The following is a 22,428-nucleotide window of genomic DNA, read 5'->3' as shown; positions in this document are numbered from 1 at the left end:
TGCGCTTTCATCCACACCGGCTGTGGAGAAGCGCGACCGGGACTGATGAAATTTTCGCCACCCGGCAAAATCGGGCAGCCATTTCAGCGACTTGCGACGCTTGCCCACAGGCTTGTGCGGCATCGATCCACAACCGCTGTGGACAAGACGGACGCGGTGCCGCGCGAGCGTTCGACCGAGCGGCGCGCCGGCCCCTCGCCCATCCCCCGGCGCGAAAGGCAGAGGCTGTTCCTTCTCCCGACGGGAGAAGGTGGCCCGAAGGGCCGGATGAGGGTACGGGCGAAGCCTGGTGCAACCAAACTCCGCGCGTCGCTTTCGGGCCGTACCACCAAACTTCTTGAGTCGCTTTCGCCCCCAACCCCTCTCCCGATGGGAGAGGGGCTTTACGGCAGCGCGAGCGTGTCGGACCCGCGAGTCGCGCCAGGGCTGCATGCGTCCGTCGCGATACGGAATGACGCCGCGGAACGGGCGTGGGTCGCCATCGAACACCAGCGGCAAGAAGAGGCTGTTCCTACTCCCGTCGGGAGAAGGTGGCCCGAAGGGCCGGATGAGGGTACGGGCGAAGCCTGGTGCACCCAAACATCGCGAGACGCTTGACGCCGCACCCTCACCCGCCACCAAACTCCGCGAGTCGCTTTCGCGCCGTACCCCCACCCCTCTCCCGATGGGAGAGGGGCTTAGCGCGTCAGACCCGCGAGTAGCGCCAGGACTGCATGCGTCCGTCGCGGTATGGCATGACCCCGTGGAACGGGCGCGGGTCGCCATCGAACACCAGCGGCAGGAAATGGCGATCGCCCTCCCACAGCGGCAGCGTGTCCATCTGCGCGATCGGCACCCAGGCCAGCGTGCCCTCGGCGTTCTCGGCGAACGGCTCGCCCGCGTAGGCCTCGATCAGGAACACGAAGCCCAGCCAGTCCTCGCCGTGCTTGCCGAACCCCGGCCAGCTGATGGTGCCGCGCAACTGCAGCGCCTCGCAGGTGATGCCGGCCTCTTCCAGGATCTCGCGGCGCATGCCGGCCAGGACGTCCTCGTCCGCCTCCACCTTGCCGCCCAGGCCGTTGTACTTGCCCAGGTGATGGTCGCCGGGCCGGGCATTGCGATGGACCAGCAGCACCTGGCTGCGATCGGGCGAGAGTACGTAGCCCAAGGTGGCGACGATGGGGGTGTAAGGCATGCGACGAAGGCAGAGGACGACGGGCGCGCAGTATGCCGTAACCGTGCCGCCGCCTGGTCCAGCCTGTGGCTAGACGGCGGGCGTCGCCGCGTCCTGCGCCGCGCGCGGCAACGGCGGCGCCGATCGCAGCGTGGCCACGCCGTGGCCGCGCTCGGCCAGGTATTCCAGCCATTTGCCGAGGAAGGTGTTCATGCGCATGCGGTGGCTGATCAGTTCCGCCGGCGGCGGGTACAGCCCCATCACGTCCTGCCAGCGGCGGCCGACATAGCAATGCGTGGTCTCGGCCTGGCGCGCGTCCAGGTACAGGCGCACGTAGGCCGACGGGTCCGGCTCGCCGGTCAGCGGGTCGCACAGATCGTAGGTCAGGCGCAGTTCGACGGTGTAGCGGTGACGCTCGATCACGTCCAGGCGCAGGTCCAGGCCGTCGCCGATGCTGGACACGTAGCTGCCGGCGGCCAGGTCGGCCGGCACGAACAGGCGGTTCAGGTGCAGATAGTTCTCGGCGTACAGCCCCATCAGCCAGCCGAAACGGCTGAGCCGGGGGATGCGTTCGCTGCGGGTCATGGCGTGCTGCATGGACCGATCCTACACGCTGGATCGCGCCGGCGGCAGCATTGACGGATCGGCGCCAGCGGCCTACCGTGGAAATCCCTGCGAGCACGTGCGGAAATGCCGTCGCCGCCAGGAACGGCCCCGCCCGACCGGCGCGCGCTGGCCAGTCACACCCTCTCTCAGAACATCTCGCGCTGCAGTCCCAGCGTCGCCAGCACCTTGCTGGAAATCTCCTCGATCGAGGTATGCGTGGTGCTCAGGGTCGGAATCCGCTCCATGCGGAACATGGTTTCGGCCGCCGCCACTTCGCGCCGACAGGTCTCGGCGTTGGAGTAACGCGAATTCGGCCGCCGCTCCTGGCGGATCTGCTGCAGCCGCTCCGGATCGATGGTCAGCCCGAACAGCTTGTTGCGATAGGCGCGCAGGCGCGGCGGCAGCCGATCGCTCTCCAGGTCCTCGTCGGTCAACGGATAGTTCGCCGCGCGCACGCCGTAATGCAGCGCCAGGTAGATGCAGGTCGGGGTCTTGCCCGCGCGCGACACCGCCACCAGGATCACGTCGGCTTCGTCGTAGGTGAGCGCGATGCCGTCGTCGTGCGCGAGCGCGAAGTTCATCGCGTTGATGCGGCGGTGGTAGGTCTCGAAGTCGACCAGACCATGCGCCTGTCCCACCCGCGAGTGCCGCGGCGCGTTCAATTCGCGCTCCAGCGGCTCGATGAAGGGCGCGAACACGTCGAGCATCAGCGCCCCGCTCTCGGCCAGCAGCATGCTCAGTTGCGGATCGACGCAGGAGTTGACCACGATCGGCCGAACCTGATAGCGCTCCCCTGCGGCATGGATGCGCTGCGCGGCGTCGCGGGCTTTTTCCGGATCGTCGACGAACGACATGCGGTCGGTGACGAAGCTGAAACCGCTGAACTGGGTGAGCAGGCTATGCCCAATGGTTTCAGCGGTGATACCGGTTCCATCGGACACGTAGAACACCGGTCTGATCGTCGACATTGCCTGCATTCTCCTGGCTGAAACCCAACGGATGCGCCCGCTTCGCTTGTGCCGGCTCGGGTGCGCACTGCATCATATCGGCTTCTTCCCTCACGGACGCGGCCATTCAGCCCGCCTCGGGCGATGGCCTAACGGAGCATCGCGCTTGAACGAGAACATCCTGTGGTTGCATGAGCTGCGCCTGGCCGACCTGGCTCGCGTCGGTGGCAAGAATTCCTCCCTCGGCGAAATGATCGGCAATCTGGCGGGGCTCGGCGTGTCCGTGCCGGGCGGCTTCGCCACCACCGCCGAAGCGTTCAAGGCCTTCGTCGCCCACAACGATCTGTACCAGCGCATCTTCGACAAGCTGGCCACGCTGGACGTGGAAGACGTGGGCGCGCTGACCGCCGCCGGCAAGGAAATCCGCGGCTGGGTGATCGACGCACCGCTGCAGCCGGAGCTGGACCAGGCGATTCGCGACGCTTACGCGCAACTGTGCAACGAGAACGGCGGCGGCGACGTGGCCGTGGCGGTGCGCTCCTCGGCCACCGCCGAAGACCTGCCCGACGCCAGCTTCGCCGGCCAGCAGGAGACCTTCCTCAACGTGACCGGCGCCGACGACGTCGTGCACAAGGTCAAGGAAGTCTTCGCCAGCCTCTACAACGATCGCGCCATCGCCTACCGCGTGCACCACGGCTTCAAGCACGAGGACGTGTTCCTGTCGGCCGGCGTGCAGCTGATGGTGCGCTCGGGCGTCGGCGCCTCCGGCGTGCTGTTCACCCTGGACACCGAGTCCGGCTTCCGCGACGTGGTGTTCGTTACCTCGAGCTTCGGCCTCGGCGAAATGGTCGTGCAGGGTGCAGTCAATCCCGACGAGTTCTACGTCTACAAGCCCACCCTCAAGGCCGGCAAGCCGGCGATCCTGCGCCGCTCGCTGGGCAGCAAGCTGATCCGCATGGTGTATTCGGACGTGCCGGGCGAGCGCGTGCGCATCGAGGACACGCCGGCACAGCTGCGCAACACCTTCTCGATCAGCGACGAGGACGTGCAGGAACTGGCCAAGCAGGCGCTGGTGATCGAGCAGCACTACCAGCGGCCGATGGACATCGAATGGGCGAAGGACGGCGTCAGCGGCAAGCTGTTCATCGTGCAGGCGCGTCCGGAGACGGTGAAGTCGCGCGGCCACGCCACTCAGATCGAACGCTTCGCGCTGCAGCAGCGCGGCGAGGTGATCGCCGAAGGTCGCGCCATCGGCCAGAAGATCGGTGCCGGCGTCGCCCGCGTGGTGCGCAGTCTGGAAGACATGAACCGGGTGCAGCCCGGCGACGTGCTGGTCGCGGACATGACCGACCCCGATTGGGAGCCGGTGATGAAGCGCGCCTCGGCGATCGTCACCAACCGCGGCGGCCGCACCTGCCACGCGGCGATCATCGCCCGCGAGCTGGGCGTGCCGGCCGTGGTCGGCACCGGCAACGCGATGGAACTGGTCGAGGACGGCAAGGAAGTGACGGTGAGCTGCGCCGAAGGCGACACCGGCTACATCTATGGCGAGCGCCTGCCGTTCGAGCGCACCACCACCGATCTGGGCAACATGCCGCCGGCGCCGCTGAAGATCATGATGAACGTGGCCAATCCGGAGCGCGCGTTCGACTTCGGCCAGTTGCCCAACGCCGGCATCGGCCTGGCGCGCCTGGAGATGATCATCGCCGCGCACATCGGCATCCATCCCAACGCGCTGCTGGAGTATTCCAAGCAGGACGCGGCGACCAAGAAGAAGATCGACGAAAAGATCGCCGGTTATGCCGACCCGGTGAGCTTCTACGTCAACCGCCTGGCCGAAGGCATCGCCACGCTGACCGCGTCGGTGGCGCCGCACCCGGTGATCGTGCGCCTGTCGGACTTCAAGTCCAACGAGTACGCCAACCTGATCGGCGGCAGCAACTACGAACCGCACGAAGAGAACCCGATGATCGGCTTCCGCGGCGCCAGCCGCTACGTCGATCCGAGCTTCGCCGCCGCGTTCGCGCTGGAATGCAAGGCGGTGCTCAAGGTCCGCAACGAGATGGGCCTGGACAACATGTGGGTCATGATCCCGTTCGTGCGCACCCTCGAGGAAGGCCGCAAGGTCGTCGAGGTGCTGGCCAGCAACGGCCTGCGCCAGGGCGAGAATGGCCTGAAGATCATCATGATGTGCGAGGTGCCGTCGAACGCGCTGCTGGCCGAGGAATTCCTGGAGATCTTCGACGGCTTCTCGATCGGCTCCAACGACCTGACCCAGCTGACCCTGGGCCTGGACCGCGACTCCTCGATCGTGGCGCACCTGTTCGACGAGCGCAATCCGGCGGTCAAGAAGATGCTGTCGATGGCGATCAAGGCCGCGCGCGCCAAGGGCAAGTACGTGGGCATCTGCGGCCAGGGTCCGTCCGATCACCCGGACCTGGCCGAGTGGCTGATGCAGGAAGGCATCGAGTCGGTCTCGCTGAACCCGGACACCGTGGTCGACACCTGGCTGCGCCTGGCCAAGCTCAAGAGCAAGGGGTGATGCCGATGCAGTCGTGGCTGACGGCACTGACGGCGGCCACGACCGCTGCGCCGGCGACGCGGGCGGCCCGCCCGTTCGACTGGCGACAGCTGGACTGGGCGCAGTACGCGCTCAACTGGGGCGTGGCGCTCCTGATCCTGGTGGTCGGGATGTGGGTCGCCAAGCGCCTGAGCGAATGGCTGCGCAGCGCGCTGCTGCGCGCCAGGGTGGAAACCACCCTCAGCAACTTCCTGCGCAACGTCGCCTACGCGTTGATGCTGGTGCTGGTGCTGGTCACCGCGCTGCAGAAGATCGGCGTGCCGCCGACCTCGCTGTTCGCCGTGCTCGGCGCCGCCGGCCTGGCGGTGGGCCTGGCGCTGAAGGACTCGCTGTCCAACATCGCCTCCGGGGTCATGCTGATCGTGCTGCGGCCGATGCGCGACGGCGACCACGTGGTGGTGGCCGGCCAGGAAGGCGTGGTCGACGAGATCCGGATCTTCCAGACCCGCATCCGCACCTTCGACGAGCGCATGGTGACCCTGCCCAACAGCACCATCACCACCGCGCCGATCGTCAACTACAGCACCCTGCCCAACCGGCGCCTGGAGATCACCGTCGGCGTCGGCTACGGCGACGACCTGAAGAAGGCGCAGGAGCTGTTGCTGAAGATCGCGCAGGACAATCCGAACATCCTGAAGACGCCCGCCCCGTTCGTGCAGGTCACCAACCTGGGCGAGAGCACGGTGGACCTGATGCTGTTCGGCTACGCCAAGAACAGCGATTTCGGCGCGGCCAAGAGCAGCACGCTGGAGCAGATCCGCAACCAGTTGCTGGAGAACGGGCTGAGCATTCCGTATCCGCAGCGCGACCTGCACGTGTACCACCACGATGCCGACGGGCGCCCGATCGCGGAATTGTTGACCAAAGGCGTCACCGACGACGGCGAGACCAAGCCGGGACCGCCGCTGGCGCGCTGAGCGGCGGCGTCAGCGCCTGCATTCCCTGCGCGACTGTATCCGCCCGACGATCGTCGGGCGATCTATCGCATGCTCTCTGACAGCGTCCTGATCGCGGATCAGCCCTCGCCCTGCCCGCCCAACGTGCCCATGAACGGACGGTAGTAACGCAGTTCGTCGATGGAATCGTGCACGTCGCTGAGCGCGGTGTGCGAGGAGGTCTTGGTCAGGCCGGCCGACACCGTCGGCGCCCAGCGCCGCGCCAGTTCCTTCAGCGTCGACACGTCCAGGTTGCGGTAGTGGAAGAAGCGCTCCAGCCGCGGCATCTGCCGGTGCAGGAAACGCCGGTCCTGGCAGATCGAGTTGCCGCACATCGGCGAAGTGCCGGGCTTGCACCATTGGGTCAGGAACGCCATGGTCTCGGCCTCGGCCTGGGCCAGCGTGACCCGGCTGTCGAGCACGCGCTGCCACAGGCCGGAGTGGCGGTGCTGGTTGCGGTTCCACTCGTCCATCGCCTCCAGCGTCTGCAGCGGATGGGCGATGGCGAACTCCGGGCCCTCGGCCAGCACGTTGAGTTGCGCGTCGGTCACCACCGTGGCGATTTCGATGATCGAATCGCGATCGGTATCCAAGCCGGTCATTTCCAGATCGATCCAGATCAGCCGATCGTTCGCCACGTGCGCTTGCGCCATATCACCGTCCTGTCGTTCGCGGCGGCGAGGCCGGCGCGGAAGTGTCGTATCAGGCTTCAATGATACCGCGCGGCCTGCGCGACCGGCAGGGGCTGGCCGCTCACGCGCCCAGCGGCGGCTTGCCGCGCTTGGCGCGGAAATAGTTGGTCAGGCGCGTGCTCGCCTCCGCCGCCAGCACCCCGCCGCGGACCTGCACGCGGTGGTTGTGGCGCGGATCGGCGAGCAGGTCGAACACGCTGCCGCAGGCGCCGGTCTTGGGATCGGTGGCGGCATAGACCAGTTCCGCCACCCGCGCATGCACCACCGCCATCGCGCACATCGCGCACGGCTCCAGGGTCACGTACAGGCGGCTGCCGACCAGGCGGTGATTGCCGATCCGGCGGCCGGCCTGGCGCAGCGCGACGATCTCGGCATGCGCGCTGGGATCGTGTTCGGCGATGTTGAGGTTCCAGCCCTCGCCCAGCACCTCGTCCTCGGCCGAGACCAGCACCGCGCCGACCGGGATCTCGTCGAACTCGCGCTCGGCACGCTCGGCCAGGGCCAGCGCATGGCGCATCCAATGTACGTCGCGCGCCAGTTGCGCGTCGTCGCCGACGCTCATCGCGACGCGCCGTGCTTGCGCACGAACTCGGCGAAGACCGCCAGCGTCGCTTCGCTGACATGATGCTCGATGCCCTCGGCATCGCGGCGCGCGGTGTCCGCGTCGATGCCCAGGGCCAGCAGGAACTGCTCCACGGTCTGGTGGCGCTGCCGGCTGGCCGCGGCCAGCGCCTCGCCCTCGGCGGTCAGGAACACGCCGCGGTAGGGCCGCTGCACCACCCAACCACCCTTGACCAGGCGCTTGAGCATCTTGGCCACGGTCGGCTGAGCCACGCCCAGGCGCGCGGCGATATCCACCTGCCGCGCTTCGCCACCGTCGGCGAGCAGGTCGGAAATCAACTCCACGTAGTCCTCGATCAGCTCCAGGCGGTGCGCCTCGCGCACCTGGCGGAAGCTTTCGACCTGCACTTCGGCGTCGAGCAGCACCGCCGGCGGCGCCATCGACTTCCCGCTTTTCTGCATCGCAACGCCCTTGTCCTGTGCCGGCGCCCGCCGGCCACCCGCCTATTCTGGCCGAATCCGGGCTATCGCAGCGATCTGAATTGCCAATGCTAATCCATATAGCACCTGCTATATACTCGTTCGCACCCCGCCCCACGTGTCATTGCCATGGCCGCCCCCCTGCCCCTGCCGAGTTCCGCTGCCGCGCACGCCAGCCGCGGAGAGGCGCGTCCCAGCCTGGGCGCGATGCATGCCAGCGTGGCCGTGCCGCGCAGCGGCCTGGGCTGGCGCCGCTTCCTGGCCTTCCTCGGCCCCGGTTACATGGTCTCGGTCGGCTACATGGATCCGGGCAACTGGGCGACCGACATCGCCGGCGGTTCGCACTTCGGCTACCTGCTGCTGTCGGTGATCCTGCTGTCCAACCTGATGGCGATCGTGCTGCAGGGCCTGGCCGCGCGCCTGGGCATCGCCACCGGGCTGGATCTGGCCCAGGCCTGCCGCGCGCACTACTCCAAGCCGGTGAACTTCCTGTTGTGGCTGGCCTGCGAAGCGGCCATCGTCGCCTGCGACCTGGCCGAAGTGATCGGCACCGCGATCGCGCTGAAGCTGCTGTTCGGCATCCCGCTCACCGCTGGCGCGATCATCACCTCGATCGACGCGCTGCTGGTGCTGTTCCTGATGCGCCGCGGCTTCCGCGCGCTGGAAGCGTTCGTGATCGCCCTGCTGACGGTGATCTTCGCCTGCTTCCTGGTGCAGATCGCGCTGGCCGCGCCGCCGCTGCGCGAGGTGCTGTCAGGCTTCATCCCGCGTGCGCAGGTGGTGACCGATCCGGCCGCGCTGTACCTGGCGATCGGCATCATCGGCGCGACGGTGATGCCGCACAACCTGTACCTGCATTCCTCGATCGTGCAGACCCGCGCCTACGAGCGCACCGACCAGGGCCGCCGCTCGGCGCTGCGCTGGGCGCTGGCCGACAGCACCATCGCGCTGAGCCTGGCGCTGTTCGTCAACGCCGCGATCCTGATCCTGGCCGCCGCGGTGTTCCACGCGCACGGCCGCACCGACGTGCAGGAGATCGAACAGGCCCACGAATTGCTCGCGCCGATGCTCGGCGTCGGCCTGGCCTCGACCCTGTTCGCGGTGGCGCTGCTGGCCTCCGGCATCAATTCCACCGTCACCGCCACCCTGGCCGGGCAGATCGTGATGGAAGGCTTTTTGCACCTGCGGCTGCCGCCGTGGGCGCGGCGCCTGCTGACCCGCGGACTGGCGATCGTGCCGGTGGTCGCGGCGACCTCGCTGTACGGCGAACAGGGCACCGCCAAGCTGCTGGTGCTGAGCCAGGTGGTGCTGTCGATGCAGTTGCCGTTTGCGGTGATCCCGCTGGTGCGCTTCGTCACCGACAAGCAGCGGATGGGACCACTGGTGGTGCGCCGCGGGCTGGCCTGGCTGGCCTGGACGATCGCCGCGCTGATCGTGGTGCTCAATCTGAAGCTACTGGCGGACACCTTGCTGCACTGAGCGATCCCGCCACCGACGCCGTGCGCAGACGCGGACAGGATGGCCGCGCTGCGAACGGACGCCCGAACACATGCGCGTCGCTACCTGTCCTGGGCTGCAGCCAGCGGCACCACGTACGCCTCCAGTTCCGCCATCCGCCCATCGCGAAACCGCCAGACATCGCAGTAGGAGAACAACGACGTCCCGGCGTCGCCAGTCTCGAGCGTGATCTGGCCGAGGGCCACGACGTGGCCGTCGCCGGTGATGTACTTACGAACGTCGAACTGCGGCGGCTGCCGGTAGGCCTCGGCCATCCACTCCCTGACCGCCTGCTTGCCCCGCAATGTGCGCTCGCCGATGAAGTGCCAGTTCGTATCTTCGGTGCAATGGGCGAGAAAGCCTTCGTAATCGCCTGCAGCGATGGCGGCGTTCGCGGCCTGCAGGACCTGCTGGTTCGTTTCGGTCATCGGGATGGCTCCTCTTGTCTGAGAACTGTCGAGATGGCGCGAGCCTAGCGTCGTCGGTGTCGTGCCTGAGTACATGCGACGACCGCATCGCCGCGCAAGCGAAACGCGACGCATGCGGGCGTTGCGACGGCCCGAGGCAGTGATTCAGCGCATCGGCAGCGACGACGGCAACCCGCGTTCCCGCCAATGCGAACAGGCGCGCAACGGCGCGGGCAATGGCCGGCTTTTCAGGTTGTCTCTGCCTTCGCGAACAGCCCCGTATAGCGCCGCTGCATCTCCTCCGGCGTCACCGACTCGATCGCATGGCCGATCAGCCAGCGGTGGCCGAAGGGATCGCGCACGGTGCCGGAGCGTTCGCCGTAGAAGTGGTCCTGCATGCCGCGCTCGAGCGTGCCGCCGGCGGCGAGCGCGCGGGCGACCAGCGCGTCGGCATCGTCCACGTGCAGGTGCAGCGTGACCGGCGTGGCGCCAAGGTGTTCGGGGCTGCGTACGCCCATGTCCGGATACTCTTCCGACAGCATCAGCGTGTGGCCATCCAGATCCACCTCGGCATGGCCGATCCGTCCATCGGGCTCGGTAAGGCGGAACAGTTCGCGCGCACCGAACGCGCGCGCGTAGAACGCCATCGCGGCGGCGGCGTCGCGCACGCACAGATAGGCATACAGTTCGTGGATCGCCATGGCATGTCCTCGTGTGGGCCAGGCGCCCATTGTGGAACCCTGGGTGCGCCGCGTCTTGCAGGAAATTGACCTGCGCCGCGATCAGCGCGGCACATGCCGGGGGGCGGCGGGATCGGCCGCCCGCCGCCAGGCGGACGGAGTGACACCGGCCACGCTGCGGAAGGTGTTGGTCAGGTGCGCCTGGTCGGCGAAGCCGCTGGCGGCGGCAATGTCGGCCCAGCCCAGCGAGCGGTCGCACGCCAGGTCCAGCGCGTGCGAGAAGCGTTGCAGCCGCAGCCAGGCGTTCGGTGCCAGACCGGTCGCCTGCCGGAACAGGGCGATGCAATGCCGATGGCTGAGTCCGCTGGCGCGCACCAGGGTCTCCACGCGCAAGTCCGGATGCCAGCCACCGGAACGCAGCACGCACAGCGCCGGATGCCGCACGGGCGGGCGGCCGCCGGCGCGGTCGACCAGCCACCGTTCGAAGGCAGCCAGGCGCGCCGGCGCCTCGGCGCATGCATGCAACCGCTCCAGCAGCGCATCGACCTCGCCGGCAGGCAGCAGCAGTTCCAGCGGCGTGTGATGCCCGGCCAATGCGGATTCGGGCACACCGAGCAACACGCTGGTGGCGCCTGGACGCAACATCGCACCGACCGAGACCGCAGGCTGCGTGACATCGCGCACGTGATACGCCGTGCGTACCCCACCCACCACCGCGTGGCCGAGGCAATGGCCGCACAGGTCGTCCGCGTGGTCGAACACCCGCAACGGTGCACCGCCGATCCGCACGGCGAGATGCGTGGCACCGGTCGGCAGCACGTGCTCGCGCGCAGGCAGCCGCAGGACCGCAGACACCGGTGCGGGCTCGTGCGCCCACACCGCTGTCACCAGACCGCGCAATGCGGAAACGGGAGGTCGATGCATGGACGCCATGGCGCGATGCTACGCCTGTCATCGGCCCCGTCGGTAGTCCGCCCGACGACGCGCCTCCGCCGCCACTCCCGACGCGATGATCGAGCGCTGTCGCACAGGCTCGGCCGCACGTCGCCGGCATCGATCCGATTCGGTCACGCAGCAGTATCGGACGCCCTCGGAATGCCTCCGCGACGCACCTGCAGTGATCATGCCGCATCCGTTGTGGCAGGACGTTTCAGGTTTGCTGGCGCACATCCTTGCCCTGCTGTCGCAGTCACTTTCGAGGAGCACGTGGCCATGCATCATCGCACCTAGCCATGCTCGCGTGGCTCGACATCGAAGCGGTGGAAGACATGCTGCCGCCGGCACGAGCGACGCGCAGCATCACGCAGACGAAACAGCGGCACGACTGCAAGCGCCCCCTTGCCGGCTCGCGAATCCGGGCGAAAGAACACCCGGCATTCGCCTGCATGCGCCGCGCACTTGCGACGCATCTCACACTGTCGTCGACACCGCCAACTGTCTACCCTCGCCGCCGATCCGGCTTATACAGTAGCCGCGACATACCACGGATGGCGGGAATGGCCGCGGCAAGAGATATCGCCAAAGGCGTTCTACTGAGCGCCACTTACTGCGCCGCCTTCCTGCTGGCCTGGCGGTGTTCCGTGGACCAGTGGTATCTGCCGGCCGGCGTGCGCGTCGCGAGCCTGCTGTTCCTGCCCGCACGGCGCTGGCCGTGGTTGCTGGCCGGCGATGCCGCCGCGCTGCTGACATTGCGCATTCCCATGAGCGAGGCCTGGGGCGCGAGTGCCACCTGGGCATACCTGAGTCCGTTCCTGCTGATGCCCGCCGTGTCGCTGCTGCCGGTCCTGGCGCGTCAGCGGGTGCCTGACCTGGCACGCGACGATCACTGGCTGCTGCCGCTGACGCTGGCGACCGCGCTGTGGAGCACGCTCTGCAACATCGCGATCAACACCGCGCTGGGCGGCCCCGCCGGGCCGGCGCCGCTCGATGTGCTGCTGCGCTACTGGCTTGGCGACTACCTGGGCACCTTGATGTTCGTGCTGCCGGCGTTGCTGTGGCTGCGCCGGGACGAACCCACGCGACTGCGGGCCTCGCTGTTGCGCGAGGGGCTGGCGTCGATCGCCGTGGTCGTCGCGCTGTCGGCGTCGATCGCCGTGGCCGGCGACGCGCTGCTGCGACAGTTGCTGATGGTCCTGCTGGTGGTCCCGGCGATCGTACTGACGCTGCGCCATGGCTGGCGGGGCGCGGCGCTCGGCGTGGTCATGGCGAACGTTGCGGTGGCCCTGTCCATGCCCAAGGTCGTCGCACCGGGCATGCACGATGCCGATGCGTTCGTGGTGCAGATCCTGCTCGCCGCCACCGCCACGGTGATGTTCGCGTTCGGATCACGGATTTCCGCCGCCTATCGGCACATGCGCGACGACGGACGCCTGCGCGAACAGGCGCTGGCCTTCGCACAGGCCGGCTACCTCTCCGCCGAACGCACGCTGCGCCGACGGGTGGTCGACTACACCGACCTCAGCACCCAGATCAACAAGCTGCGCCGCGATGTGGTGGAGGATCTGCGCGCACGCGGCCATTACGCCGCCGCCATGCAGATGACCCGCACCGGCGTGATCCAGGCACAGTTGCTGGACGAATACGTCACCGCGCTCTACCCGCTCGGCATCGAGACGCACGGCCTGTACCACACGCTGCACTCGCCGACCTTCGCCAACCTGTGCGCCACGGAGTTCCGCTGCCGCCTGCATGGCGATCCGCGACGCCTCTCGCTGGGTCTGCAACTGGTGGCCTATCGCTGCATCCTCGACGCCATCGAGACCCTGCCCGTGGCCCATACGCATCTGCTGCGGGCACGGGTATGGCGTGCGCAGGGACGACAGGGCATCGCCATCCGCATCACCGCCGATGCGGCGATGCTGAGCGCGTTGCGGCGCCGTCCGGAAGCGCCCGAGCGGGAACTGGCGGTCCGCCTGCAGGCGCATGGCGGCACCTGCCGGCGCCGCCATGCGTTGAGCTTCAGCTTTCTGGTGTCCGAAAGCCCGATCTCCGGCGGCCTCACTCCACCGCCGTGACCTCCCACGCGTCACCGCGTGCATCCGAGCGCAGGCGCACCACCACATCGGCCGTCCGGTAGATCACGCGTGACGGCACCGCAGGCGATGCCGTCAGCGAGACCCGCCCCACGTCGCTGCCCATCGGCAGCACCCACAAGGTCTTGCCGATGCGGCCGACCGCGGCACGGACCACGCCGCTGGCGTCGTTGATCTGCAGGTAGTTCACGCCATCGCGCGAGAACTCATAGACGCGCCAGGCCGAATCCGTGGCGAGATTCAGCGCCTTGGGCACGCTTTCGCCCAGTCCCTTGCCCACCACCCCATGCCCGCCGGAGGGGCAGCAGGACTGCGCCTGCGCCTGAAATGACAGCGCCAACCCCGCTGCGACCACGATTGCCAAGCTCTTCGCCTTCGTTTCCATTGCATCGATCCTTTCCCACCCGGGGAATTCCGCCTGCATCTCAGGCGGGATCAAGGTACGTGGTCCGGGCCGGGAAGCGGTCGACAAACAGCATCGCCGCCATGGCGAGAGACCAGGTCGTTGCCTGTCCACGATGAACAAGCGTCGTGCCGCCACCATGCCCGCGATCGCCGCTGTTTCGATCGCACTCGCCGTGCGTTGCGGGCGCCAGACGCGCACATGTTCGCGGCACACCCCGTTGAACGCGATCGACAGCGCCGGGACGCAACCACGCTTGACCTGCCGCAACTTTCGAAACATCATTAGTTACATGAAACGCGACAGCCGCCTGTCCTCTGTCCTGCATGCCCTGCTGCACATGGCCGAGCACGATGGTCCCATGACCTCCGACGCCCTGGCCCAATGCCTGGGCACCAATCCCGTCGTGGTCCGGCGGACCATGGGGTACTTGCGCGAAGCCGGCATCGTGACCTCGGATCGCGGGCACGCGGGTGGATGGCGCATCCATGCCGACCTGGCCACGGTCACCCTGCGCCAGTTGCATGAAGCGCTGGGCGAACCGGCGCTGTTCGCCATCGGCAATCGCCACGAATCCCCGGAGTGCCTGGTTGAGCAAGCGGTGAATGCCGCACTCGAGGGAACGTTCGCAGAGGCAGAGGCGTTGCTGTTGAAGCGGCTTTCGGACATCACCCTTGCCGACCTGGCCGCCGACTTCGCGCGCCGGCATGCGGCGGCACGACGGACGAGGAGTTAGGCATGCACCACGACATCATCGTCATCGGCGGCAGCTATGCGGGCATGGCCGCCGCCCTGCAACTGCTGCGAGCGCGGCGTTCCGTGCTAGTGATCGATGCGGGCCAGCGCCGCAATCGCACGGCCCACCATGCACATGGCTTCCTCGGCCAGGACGGCGTGCCGCCTGGCACCATCGCGGCGACCGCGCGCCAGCAGCTCAGCGCCTATCCGACGCTGACGTGGCTGGACGCACACGCCCTGACCGCCACTGGATCCTTGGACGTCTTCCGGGTGACCACCTCCGATGGCGGCACCCACCAGGGTCGCCGGATCCTGCTCGCCACCGGCGTGGCCGACCAGCTTCCGGCCGTCGACGGCCTCGCCGAACGCTGGGGCACGGCCGTCTTCCACTGCCCGTACTGCCACGGCTACGAACTGGACCAGGGACGCATCGGCATCGTCGGTGCCGGCCCGCTGTCCGTGCACCAAGCCGAACTGCTCACCGAGTGGGGCAATGTGACCTTACTCGTCAACGGCGCACTGCAGCTCGACGACGCGGCCAGGGCTCTTCTGAGCGGCCGCGGCGTGGCGATCGAGGAGGCGCCCATCGACAGGATCGAGGGGCATGCCGACGTGGTCCTGGCCGACGGTCGGCGCCTGGTCTTCGCCGGCCTGTTCACGGCGACACGCACCACCCCGTCCTGTCCCCTGGCCGAGGCCATGGGCTGCGTGCTGGAGGAGACGCCAATGGGCACCCAGGTCCGCATCGATGCCGAGCATGGGACCTCGGTCGCCGGCGTCTTCGCCTGCGGCGACCTGGCGAAAGCGCCGCATTCGCTGTCATTGGCCGTGGGCAGCGGCGCCATGGCCGGCGCGCAGGTTCACCGCTCGCTGGTATGGCCGGAAACCTTCGCGCCGCCAGCATCAACGCGCACAGGATGACGCGCGCTCGGATTCCACTGCGGTATCGGTCTACGCCGGGCGAATCGCGCAGGCGCGATCATGGCAGGTGTAGCCGTTTGTCTCGGCTGCCCGTCCGCCCATGGCCACAACGCACCAGACGCGACGTGCGCGTACGCTGGACCTGACCAAGTCAGTCGAGCCCGGCAAACAGTCCGTGCAACTCGGCAAACCCCACCGGTTTGACCAGGTGCGCGTCGAACCCTGCATGCGCCGAATCGCGGCGATCGCTGTCCTGCCCCCAGCCGGTCAGCGCGACGATGGTGATGTCCTTGCCCCAGTGGCAATCGCGAATGCGGCGGCACGCCTCGTGCCCGTCCATGCCGGGCATGCCGATGTCCATCAGGATCACCTCGGGGCGCATGCGCGCACCGATCGCCAGCGCTTCCTCTCCGCCGCCAGCGGTGCGCACAGCGTGTCCGTCCAGTTCCAGCAGGGCGGCCAGCGCCAGCGCGATATCCGCATTGTCGTCGACCACCAGGATCCGGCGCATCGTTTGTGCCGGCCGGACATCCCCCGTGGCCGACACGGCAACCGGCGCGGCGTCGCAGGGAAGCCGCACGACGAACGCGCTGCCCTTGCCGGCCCCCTCGCTGCGCGCCTCGACGGTGCCGCCGTGCATCTCGACCAGCCGCCGAACCAGCATCAGGCCGATGCCGAGTCCACCTTGCGCACGCTCCAGGGTCCGGTCCACCTGGGTGAACAGTTCGAAGATGGCATCGACCTTGTCCGGCGGAATGCCGGATCCGTTGTCCGCGACCACGACCTCGACGCTGCCCGCGCCCGCCTCGACCCGCACCTCGATGTCTCCCCCGGGTGGCGTGTACTTGCACGCGTTGGTGAGCAGATTCCCGAACACCTGGGTGAGACGGACCGGGTCTCCTTGCAAGGGCAGCGGCGTCTCCGGCAACACCACGCGCAAGCGATGCCGCTGCTGGTCCAATGCAGGACGGCAGACCTCGACGGCCTGCTGGATCACCTCGGCCAGCAGCAGCGACTCGCGCCGCAATTCCAGTTTTCCCTGCTTGATGCGATTGACGTCGAGCAGGTCGTCCACCAAGCGCACCAGCTGCCGTACCTGCCGTTCCATGACCTCGTGCGCCTTCCGCGACAACGCCTCGTTGCCATGCGAGCGCTTGAGCACTTCCAGCATGTTGCGCAACGGCGCCAACGGGTTGCGCAGCTCGTGCGCGAGCATGGCCAGGAACTCGTCCTTGCGCCGCCGCTCCTGCGCCAGCTCCGCTTCGATCTGATGCCGCTCCACCAGTTCGGCGGCCTGGCGTGCGAGCAGGTCGATGTAGCGCAGCGCGTCCGGGTCGGGGCCGCCCGGCCAGCGGTAATGATTGTTGAGCATGCCCAACAGCCGGCCATCGCGGCTGAGCAAGGGCATGCACTGGATGGAGCGGATCTGATCCTCCAGCACGATCTCCAGCCCCAATGTCCCCTGCAGGCCTTCCAGCTTCTCCACGTCGGCGACGACCAGACGCTGCACCTGCTTCGCCGCTTCCCCGCAACTGGCATCCCACCCATCCTCGCGGAAATGCTCGACCAACCGCGGGCCCAGTCCCTGATGCACGACGATCCGCAGGGTTTTCCTGACCGGATCGAAGATCTGGATGTTGCCCTTGTCGGTTCCCGAGATGTCGGCGGCCGCCGCGAGGATCTTCTGCAGCAGCGGCTCGAACTCTCCCGGCCCCACCAGCTCGGCACTCAGTTCCTGCAGGCGGGCGAGCGCCGCCATTTCCTTGCGCAGATGCGCGGCGGCCCGTTCCCGCTCCACCACGATGCTGGTCACCAGCGCGCCGAACTCGGCGACCTTGCGCTCCCACGCAGTAGCCTGCCGCGCTTCCGCAAGACACAGAAAGAACGATCCGACCGCCTTGCCGCCCTGCCCGATGGCCGGGTGCGAATAGCACGCCAGGATGCCGTTTTCCAGGCAAAGCGAGCGCCAGGGCGCGGCCCATTGCGGCGCGTGCTCCACGTCCTCGCACTCGACCGGATGCCCCTCATGGATGGCGGTCCCGCAGGTACCGATGAGCGCTTCCCCGATCGGCAAGCCGCGGATGGCCGCGGCGAATGTCGGCGGGAAGTGCGACGAGTAGCCGCCGCCCATCGTGCGGCGGTCCTCGCTCGCCAGGAGTACGCACGCGCGCGCGCCCGGAGCAAGCCGCGCCACGGCGTCGGTCAGTGCATCCAGGCATTCCTCCATCGGCGCGCCGGACGCGATCATGAGCAGCGCTTTTCTCTGCTCCGCATCCAGGCATGCATCACGTTGGGCCTGTGCAAGTTCTCGGTACACGCGCACCTGCTGGATGGCGGCGCCGGATGTTATCGAATAACACCAGCGCGATGGATTTCGGAGCGAATGGATATCCGCAAAAATGGAAACGCTTTCCGAAGAGATGCGAAAACGATGGTGGCATAGGTCACGCGTGAAGCGCGTGCGACGTGCATCTAAGTCTATGGGTGAATGCCTCGTTAGACCTCAAGCCGTGTGAGCGCTGCATGCACGGGAGTCGTGCGCTCCACGCTCGCCAAGCTGCGTGAGGGGGCAATGACGCTTGTTCGCAAGGGCCGCAGCCCCCATCGCGTCGTCAACCGCCCCTTCGAACCGCTGCGGTTGAAGGACATCGCACGATCGAGACAAGCGCATATCGCCGTGTTCGCGTCACGGGATGGCATGCCACATGTCGTCGCTTGCCTGCGCGACGAACGCGCAGCGGTCGCTCATCGCTGACACACCTAGGGTTCGTCGCAGTTGGCGAGACGTTTCGGCGAGGCGCTACGCGCCACCCGCCGCAGCCGCTGGCTGCAACAGCAGCCGCACCAGCGGATTCGGGAAGCGCCGCGACATGGTGACGGCGTGGAAGGTCTCCACGATGTCCGGCAATTGATCGCCTTCCACCAGCACGCCCGCGGCGATCTCGTCCTTGACCACGATCGGCGGGAGCACGGCCAGGCCGATGTCCTCGCGCACCTTGTCAGGCTATTCAGCTCTCGGCCACAGCACTCATCCACTCTACAAGAAAATCGGTGATCTTCTCCTTGATGCCGCTTTCCACAGTGCGCAAGCGCAGGATGGCAATGCCGCTTTTGGACAAGATTCCGTTCTTCAAGCGATCCCGCTCCATCTGCTCGGGCCGGTCGTGAAGGCCGCCATCGACTTCAATTACCCCCACTGGGATCTTTCCAACCCGGAAATAAACAACAAAATCGCAACTGGCACGCGCCATGAAGGCCCGCTCGCGTTCCGTCAACTCCGGGTTGCTCGAGGCTGCGACTTGATCCAGCTTGACTTGATCGTGGAACATCAAGGCATGGCACTCGGATGTGGACAGAACCTCGCGCAGTAGCTGTGCCACGATCTGCTCGGACTTGTACTGTGAATCTTCGGGGCGCAAGCGAGCATTCAAGCGGGCCAGGGACTGGTCGTACTCGCGGTACAGCAGATCAAATGCAGAGATCACAGGCGCCCGCACGACTTGCGCACCCTCGGCGTAATAGCTGATATAGCGCACCAAGGCAGCGATGTGGCCATTGTCGGCAAATACGTCATCGCCAGTCACAAGGGTGAAGCGCTGCTTGGCTCGCGATACCGCCACATTGATCATGCGTGGGTCGTCAACGAAGCTCAGGCGCTTCGGATCCTGGTTGTAGCGCTTCTTGTCCAGCACCGTGGAGAAGACGATCTCATCGCACTCTCGACCCTGGAACTTATGCACCGTGTCTTTCACGAACTCCGCCGGCAGGCGCGAATCAGAGAGATTCACCTGCGCCCGGAACGGCGCGATGAATCCACGCCCATCGCCATCAATGCCAACCGCGTCATCCTCATCATCGAGCACCTTGAGCAGGGAATCCAATTCGCGGAGATTGGTGTTCTGACGGGTGTGGTTGCCCTTGGCGGTCACAATCAGGCGCAAAGGCGCTTCGCTTTGATCTTCGGTCATCGGCACCAATGCGTTATCGTAAAACTGCTGGTTGCAGAACTGGATGATCCTGGGATGGCAGCGATAGTGCTCTTTGAGCAGTGTCCTTGGTAGCGCCTGCTTGAACACGGCGATACACGAATCGAGCAGGCTGTAGCGCTCGCAATCGTAGGCCTCGGCGGGCGCTGACAGACCCAGCTTAACTGGAATGTGTGCCAACTGGCGGTTGTCGCCGACAACAATAAGGTTCCTCGCACAGCCCAGTGGCAAGATGCCCGGTACGATGTCCTGGAGCGAGGCCTCGTCGATGATCACGTAATCAAGGATCGTCTCCGGTGCGATCGAATTGATGATGGAGTGCGTACCGCTTCCCAGGATCGGGAAGCGCTTCAAGAAGACATCGAACCTTTGCCGGTAGGTTTTGCCATCGAAGCTGTCCGATGGCAGGGGCAGACTTTGTAGGTGCTGCTTCAGATGGCGCATGGACGCAGAAGTCATTGCATCCAACAAGGCAGTAAAGTTTCCTTGCGCCAGCGATTTGCGGCAAGCCTGCAACTCCGCCGCCTTTTCCTGCAGCGCCTTGTCGTAGTAGTGCATCTGCAGCGCATGAAACACGGACAGTCGCTCATCTGCGTTGGCGAAAGGCTTGACACGAAGGATCCCGAAGTTGAACAACAACTCGATGCGATCCCGCAGGCGGACACGCTCTTGGCCGAGATGGGCCAAGTAGGCCATCAAGTCTGCGGTCTTGTGCGGCGTCAACCCGTACTTTTCCAGCGAGACGGCAGCATGCACGCCGTTTTCCGCCTGCCATTGCTGGAGATAGCGCCGCTCGATGGTCAACTCGTCGAGTTCGGCCTGCAATTGCGCCAACCGATTGCGATCGCGCAACTGCTGCGTCAAGCGACCCAACAGACCCTGGATCTCCTCCAGCGTCGGCGCCGGCTCGGGTGCGTCAGATGGCCATGGCGGCAGATCGGCGAAAAAATCGTCGCGGTTTTCCTGATTGCCGAGTTTAGCGACCAGATAGCCCAGTCCGCACTTCTCCAACTTCTCGTAGACGTTTTCTACTGCTGCATTGTTGTTGGACAACACCGCCACTGTCTGCCCACGCAGCAGGATGTTGGCAAGGATGTTGAGAATCGTCTGGGTCTTGCCCGTCCCGGGCGGACCCTCGATCACGCTGACCTGAGCACGGAACGCATGCTCGACCGCCGCCAACTGGCTCTCGTTCAGACCGAACGGATAGATCAGGCCCGGCCCGGGGAGCAGCGTGCCGTTGTGTCCCGTGCAGTAGGCATGCAAGGCCGTTTCGACACTGACAGGCAGCCTGCCCAGCTGGTCTACGACATTGGCCGCGATCTTGCTATCTGTTTGCGACGTTGCATGCGCCTGCCGCGCCTTAGCCACCCTGATGAAATATTGCAGAACCGGCGCGCCGTTCTTCACCATCGGCGCAATGAAGTCGATTCCCTCCATTTTGAAAACGTAGGGCTTGTCGGCAGCGCCAGGGTAATGCACCACGGCATACCGCTCGCCATATATCGTCGCCTTCGCGACAGGCGTAACGTTCGTGCTGCCTGATCTGGTCAGCAGCACATCATTCAGTTCGCGAGTGGGAACGATGACGCAATCTTTGAGCGCGTGTAAAACGGCGCCCTTATTTAAGTAGGAACATATCAGCTGCAGACCTGCGCGCTTATCGCTCCAGATCAACCAATTGACGATCTCTGCAGTCTTGTCCTCGCCACCCACCTGGATCGACACCATACGTCTCTGTCCGTGTACTTGGCCGTCGTTCACCCTTCGACCGACAGCCAGATGCCGTTACTTATTCACATGACTTCATATTGCCAGTCTCTCTTCCGACGCAGGTAGACGGCCCAAGCGTTGCATCACGTAGCCTAGAACCTGCCTGAAGATCGGGTAATCACGGGGAAAAAGGAACTACAGGCTTTCTGCTGTTGCCGTCGGCAGCAGCAGCAGCCGCACCAGCGGATTCGGGAAGCGCCGCGACATGGTGACGGCGTGGAAGGTCTCCACGATGTCCGGCAATTGATCGCCCTCCACCAGCACGCCGGCGGCGATCTCGTCCTTGACCACGATCGGCGGGAGCACGGCCAGGCCGATGTCCTCGCGCGCCAGCAGGCGCATCATCGCCATGTCCTCCACTTCCGCCACGATCTGCGGGCGCACGCCCAGACGATCGGCCAGGGCGTCGAATCCCGCGCGCACGCTGTTGTCCACCGTCGGCAGGATGATGGGATGCTGGCGAAGCCGATCGGCGATGCTGGCGGCATGACCCAACCGGTCCGGCGTGCCCACCAAACTGACCGGGCGCTCGGCGAGCCGATGGGTCACGAACGGGGTCAGCGCGTCGGTGGCCGGCGCCTGGTTGAGCAGGACCACGTCGAGATTGAGCGCCTCCAGCGCCCGCAGCAGTTCGCCGGCACTGCCCGAGCGCAGGATCAGGTCGATGTCGGTTCGGCCGAGCAGCGGCCGCAGGAACTCCAGCTGGAAGTTGCGCGACAGCGTGGCCAGCGAGCCAACTCGCAGCGCCTGCCGCGCGGCGCCGGTCTGCCGCAGCGTGCCCAGCAGTTCGTCGCCGGTGGCGAAGATCGCATCGGCGTGGTCCAGCGCGATCTGCCCCGCCTCGGTCAGGTGCAGTTGCCGCCCGCGCCGCTCGAACAGTGCATGGCCCAAACGCTCCTCCAGCTTGCGGATCTGCACCGACAAGGCGGACTGGGTGAGGTTGAGCCGCTCGGCAGTGCGGGTCAGGTTGCCGTCGTGGGCCACGGCCCAGAAGTAACGCAGGTGGTTGTAGTTCAAAGCAGCCATCGTTCGATAA

The 22,428-nt window shown here is 66.5% G+C and carries 19 protein-coding genes and 2 pseudogenes; 6 read left to right on the top strand and 15 right to left on the bottom strand.

Annotated elements, in window-relative coordinates; translation table 11 throughout:
• Window positions 1-405 precede the first annotated feature (405 nt).
• From SLW56_RS08725 to SLW56_RS08710, 4 genes and pseudogenes are all read right to left on the bottom strand, one after another.
• Window positions 406-522: pseudogene (locus SLW56_RS08725) on the bottom strand (7,8-dihydro-8-oxoguanine triphosphatase); the annotation flags it as partial.
• 163 nt (window positions 523-685) lie between these two features.
• Window positions 686-1,174: an 8-oxo-dGTP diphosphatase gene (locus SLW56_RS08720; RefSeq protein ID WP_148828211.1), complete on the bottom strand. Its 489-nt coding sequence runs from the start codon at window positions 1,172-1,174 to the stop codon at window positions 686-688.
• 69 nt (window positions 1,175-1,243) lie between these two features.
• Complete coding sequence (locus tag SLW56_RS08715) at window positions 1,244-1,750, bottom strand: DUF1249 domain-containing protein (RefSeq protein WP_017909496.1); 507 nt, start codon at window positions 1,748-1,750, stop codon at window positions 1,244-1,246.
• A 155-nt stretch (window positions 1,751-1,905) separates the two neighbouring features.
• Window positions 1,906-2,727: a pyruvate, water dikinase regulatory protein gene (locus tag SLW56_RS08710; RefSeq protein ID WP_010342958.1), complete on the bottom strand. Its 822-nt coding sequence runs from the start codon at window positions 2,725-2,727 to the stop codon at window positions 1,906-1,908.
• A gap of 145 nt (window positions 2,728-2,872) precedes the next feature.
• On the opposite strand from SLW56_RS08710, the gene ppsA reads away from it, so the two are divergent.
• Window positions 2,873-5,248 (top strand): phosphoenolpyruvate synthase, encoded by a 2,376-nt coding sequence (gene ppsA, locus SLW56_RS08705; RefSeq protein ID WP_295957889.1) that lies wholly within the window; start codon window positions 2,873-2,875, stop codon window positions 5,246-5,248.
• 5 nt (window positions 5,249-5,253) lie between these two features.
• Window positions 5,254-6,204 (top strand): mechanosensitive ion channel family protein, encoded by a 951-nt coding sequence (locus SLW56_RS08700; RefSeq protein WP_267092264.1) that lies wholly within the window; start codon window positions 5,254-5,256, stop codon window positions 6,202-6,204.
• 98 nt (window positions 6,205-6,302) lie between these two features.
• Here the strand turns inward: SLW56_RS08700 and orn are convergent, their stop codons facing one another.
• The 3 genes from orn to mntR all read right to left on the bottom strand — a co-directional run bounded on the left by orn (window position 6,303) and on the right by mntR (window position 7,937).
• Entirely contained in the window at window positions 6,303-6,875 is a 573-nt protein-coding gene (gene orn / locus SLW56_RS08695; protein WP_017917154.1) for an oligoribonuclease, read from the bottom strand.
• A 100-nt stretch (window positions 6,876-6,975) separates the two neighbouring features.
• Window positions 6,976-7,476: a tRNA adenosine(34) deaminase TadA gene (tadA, locus tag SLW56_RS08690; RefSeq protein ID WP_152237567.1), complete on the bottom strand. Its 501-nt coding sequence runs from the start codon at window positions 7,474-7,476 to the stop codon at window positions 6,976-6,978.
• Window positions 7,473-7,937 (bottom strand): manganese-binding transcriptional regulator MntR, encoded by a 465-nt coding sequence (gene mntR, locus SLW56_RS08685; protein ID WP_026143893.1) that lies wholly within the window; start codon window positions 7,935-7,937, stop codon window positions 7,473-7,475. Before mntR ends, tadA begins: the two co-directional genes overlap by 4 nt.
• 147 nt (window positions 7,938-8,084) lie before the next feature.
• On the opposite strand from mntR, the gene SLW56_RS08680 reads away from it, so the two are divergent.
• A complete protein-coding gene (locus SLW56_RS08680; protein ID WP_320694695.1) occupies window positions 8,085-9,434 on the top strand; it encodes an Nramp family divalent metal transporter in 1,350 nt (449 codons plus the stop codon).
• A gap of 80 nt (window positions 9,435-9,514) precedes the next feature.
• On the opposite strand, the gene SLW56_RS08675 is transcribed toward SLW56_RS08680, so the two are convergent.
• The 3 genes from SLW56_RS08675 to SLW56_RS08665 all read right to left on the bottom strand — a co-directional run bounded on the left by SLW56_RS08675 (window position 9,515) and on the right by SLW56_RS08665 (window position 11,463).
• Window positions 9,515-9,880: a nuclear transport factor 2 family protein gene (locus SLW56_RS08675; protein ID WP_152236432.1), complete on the bottom strand. Its 366-nt coding sequence runs from the start codon at window positions 9,878-9,880 to the stop codon at window positions 9,515-9,517.
• Window positions 9,881-10,107: 227 nt separating this feature from the next.
• Window positions 10,108-10,560, bottom strand: a complete 453-nt coding sequence (locus SLW56_RS08670; RefSeq protein WP_043092081.1) for a VOC family protein — start codon at window positions 10,558-10,560, stop codon at window positions 10,108-10,110.
• An 81-nt stretch (window positions 10,561-10,641) separates the two neighbouring features.
• Window positions 10,642-11,463, bottom strand: coding sequence for an AraC family transcriptional regulator (locus SLW56_RS08665; RefSeq protein WP_319019739.1), 822 nt, complete (start codon window positions 11,461-11,463; stop codon window positions 10,642-10,644).
• A gap of 572 nt (window positions 11,464-12,035) precedes the next feature.
• Between SLW56_RS08665 and SLW56_RS08660 the strand changes: the two genes are divergently transcribed.
• A complete protein-coding gene (locus SLW56_RS08660) occupies window positions 12,036-13,553 on the top strand; it encodes an MASE1 domain-containing protein (RefSeq protein ID WP_267102614.1) in 1,518 nt (505 codons plus the stop codon).
• Here SLW56_RS08660 and SLW56_RS08655 read toward each other — a convergent pair.
• Window positions 13,537-13,956, bottom strand: coding sequence for a hypothetical protein (locus SLW56_RS08655; RefSeq protein ID WP_267098529.1), 420 nt, complete (start codon window positions 13,954-13,956; stop codon window positions 13,537-13,539). The genes SLW56_RS08660 and SLW56_RS08655 overlap by 17 nt on opposite strands.
• A 310-nt stretch (window positions 13,957-14,266) precedes the next feature.
• Here SLW56_RS08655 and SLW56_RS08650 point away from each other — a divergent pair, with 310 nt between their 5' ends.
• On the top strand, window positions 14,267-14,710 hold the full coding sequence (locus SLW56_RS08650; protein WP_043092084.1) for an Rrf2 family transcriptional regulator: 444 nt from the start codon (window positions 14,267-14,269) through the stop codon (window positions 14,708-14,710).
• A gap of 2 nt (window positions 14,711-14,712) precedes the next feature.
• On the top strand, window positions 14,713-15,633 hold the full coding sequence (locus SLW56_RS08645) for an NAD(P)/FAD-dependent oxidoreductase (RefSeq protein ID WP_017913847.1): 921 nt from the start codon (window positions 14,713-14,715) through the stop codon (window positions 15,631-15,633).
• 151 nt (window positions 15,634-15,784) lie between these two features.
• Here SLW56_RS08645 and SLW56_RS08640 read toward each other — a convergent pair whose 3' ends face one another.
• The 4 genes and pseudogenes from SLW56_RS08640 to SLW56_RS08625 form a co-directional block, all read right to left on the bottom strand.
• Window positions 15,785-17,950 carry an ATP-binding protein gene (locus SLW56_RS08640; RefSeq protein WP_295843720.1) on the bottom strand — a complete coding sequence of 722 codons (2,166 nt, stop codon included), beginning with the start codon at window positions 17,948-17,950 and terminating at the stop codon, window positions 15,785-15,787.
• Window positions 17,951-18,433: 483 nt separating this feature from the next.
• Window positions 18,434-18,625 (bottom strand): annotated as a pseudogene (locus tag SLW56_RS08635) (LysR family transcriptional regulator); the annotation flags it as partial.
• Window positions 18,626-18,641: 16 nt separating this feature from the next.
• Window positions 18,642-21,350, bottom strand: a complete 2,709-nt coding sequence (locus SLW56_RS08630; protein ID WP_320694694.1) for an AAA domain-containing protein — start codon at window positions 21,348-21,350, stop codon at window positions 18,642-18,644.
• A 177-nt stretch (window positions 21,351-21,527) separates the two neighbouring features.
• On the bottom strand, window positions 21,528-22,418 hold the full coding sequence (locus SLW56_RS08625; protein WP_043092087.1) for a LysR family transcriptional regulator: 891 nt from the start codon (window positions 22,416-22,418) through the stop codon (window positions 21,528-21,530).
• Between the last annotated feature and the right edge of the window lie 10 nt (window positions 22,419-22,428).

This window comes from Xanthomonas sp. LF07-6 (assembly GCF_034105445.1).
Lineage (GTDB): Bacteria > Pseudomonadota > Gammaproteobacteria > Xanthomonadales > Xanthomonadaceae > Xanthomonas_A > Xanthomonas_A sontii.
This window is presented reverse-complemented; position numbering and strand designations above follow the sequence as displayed.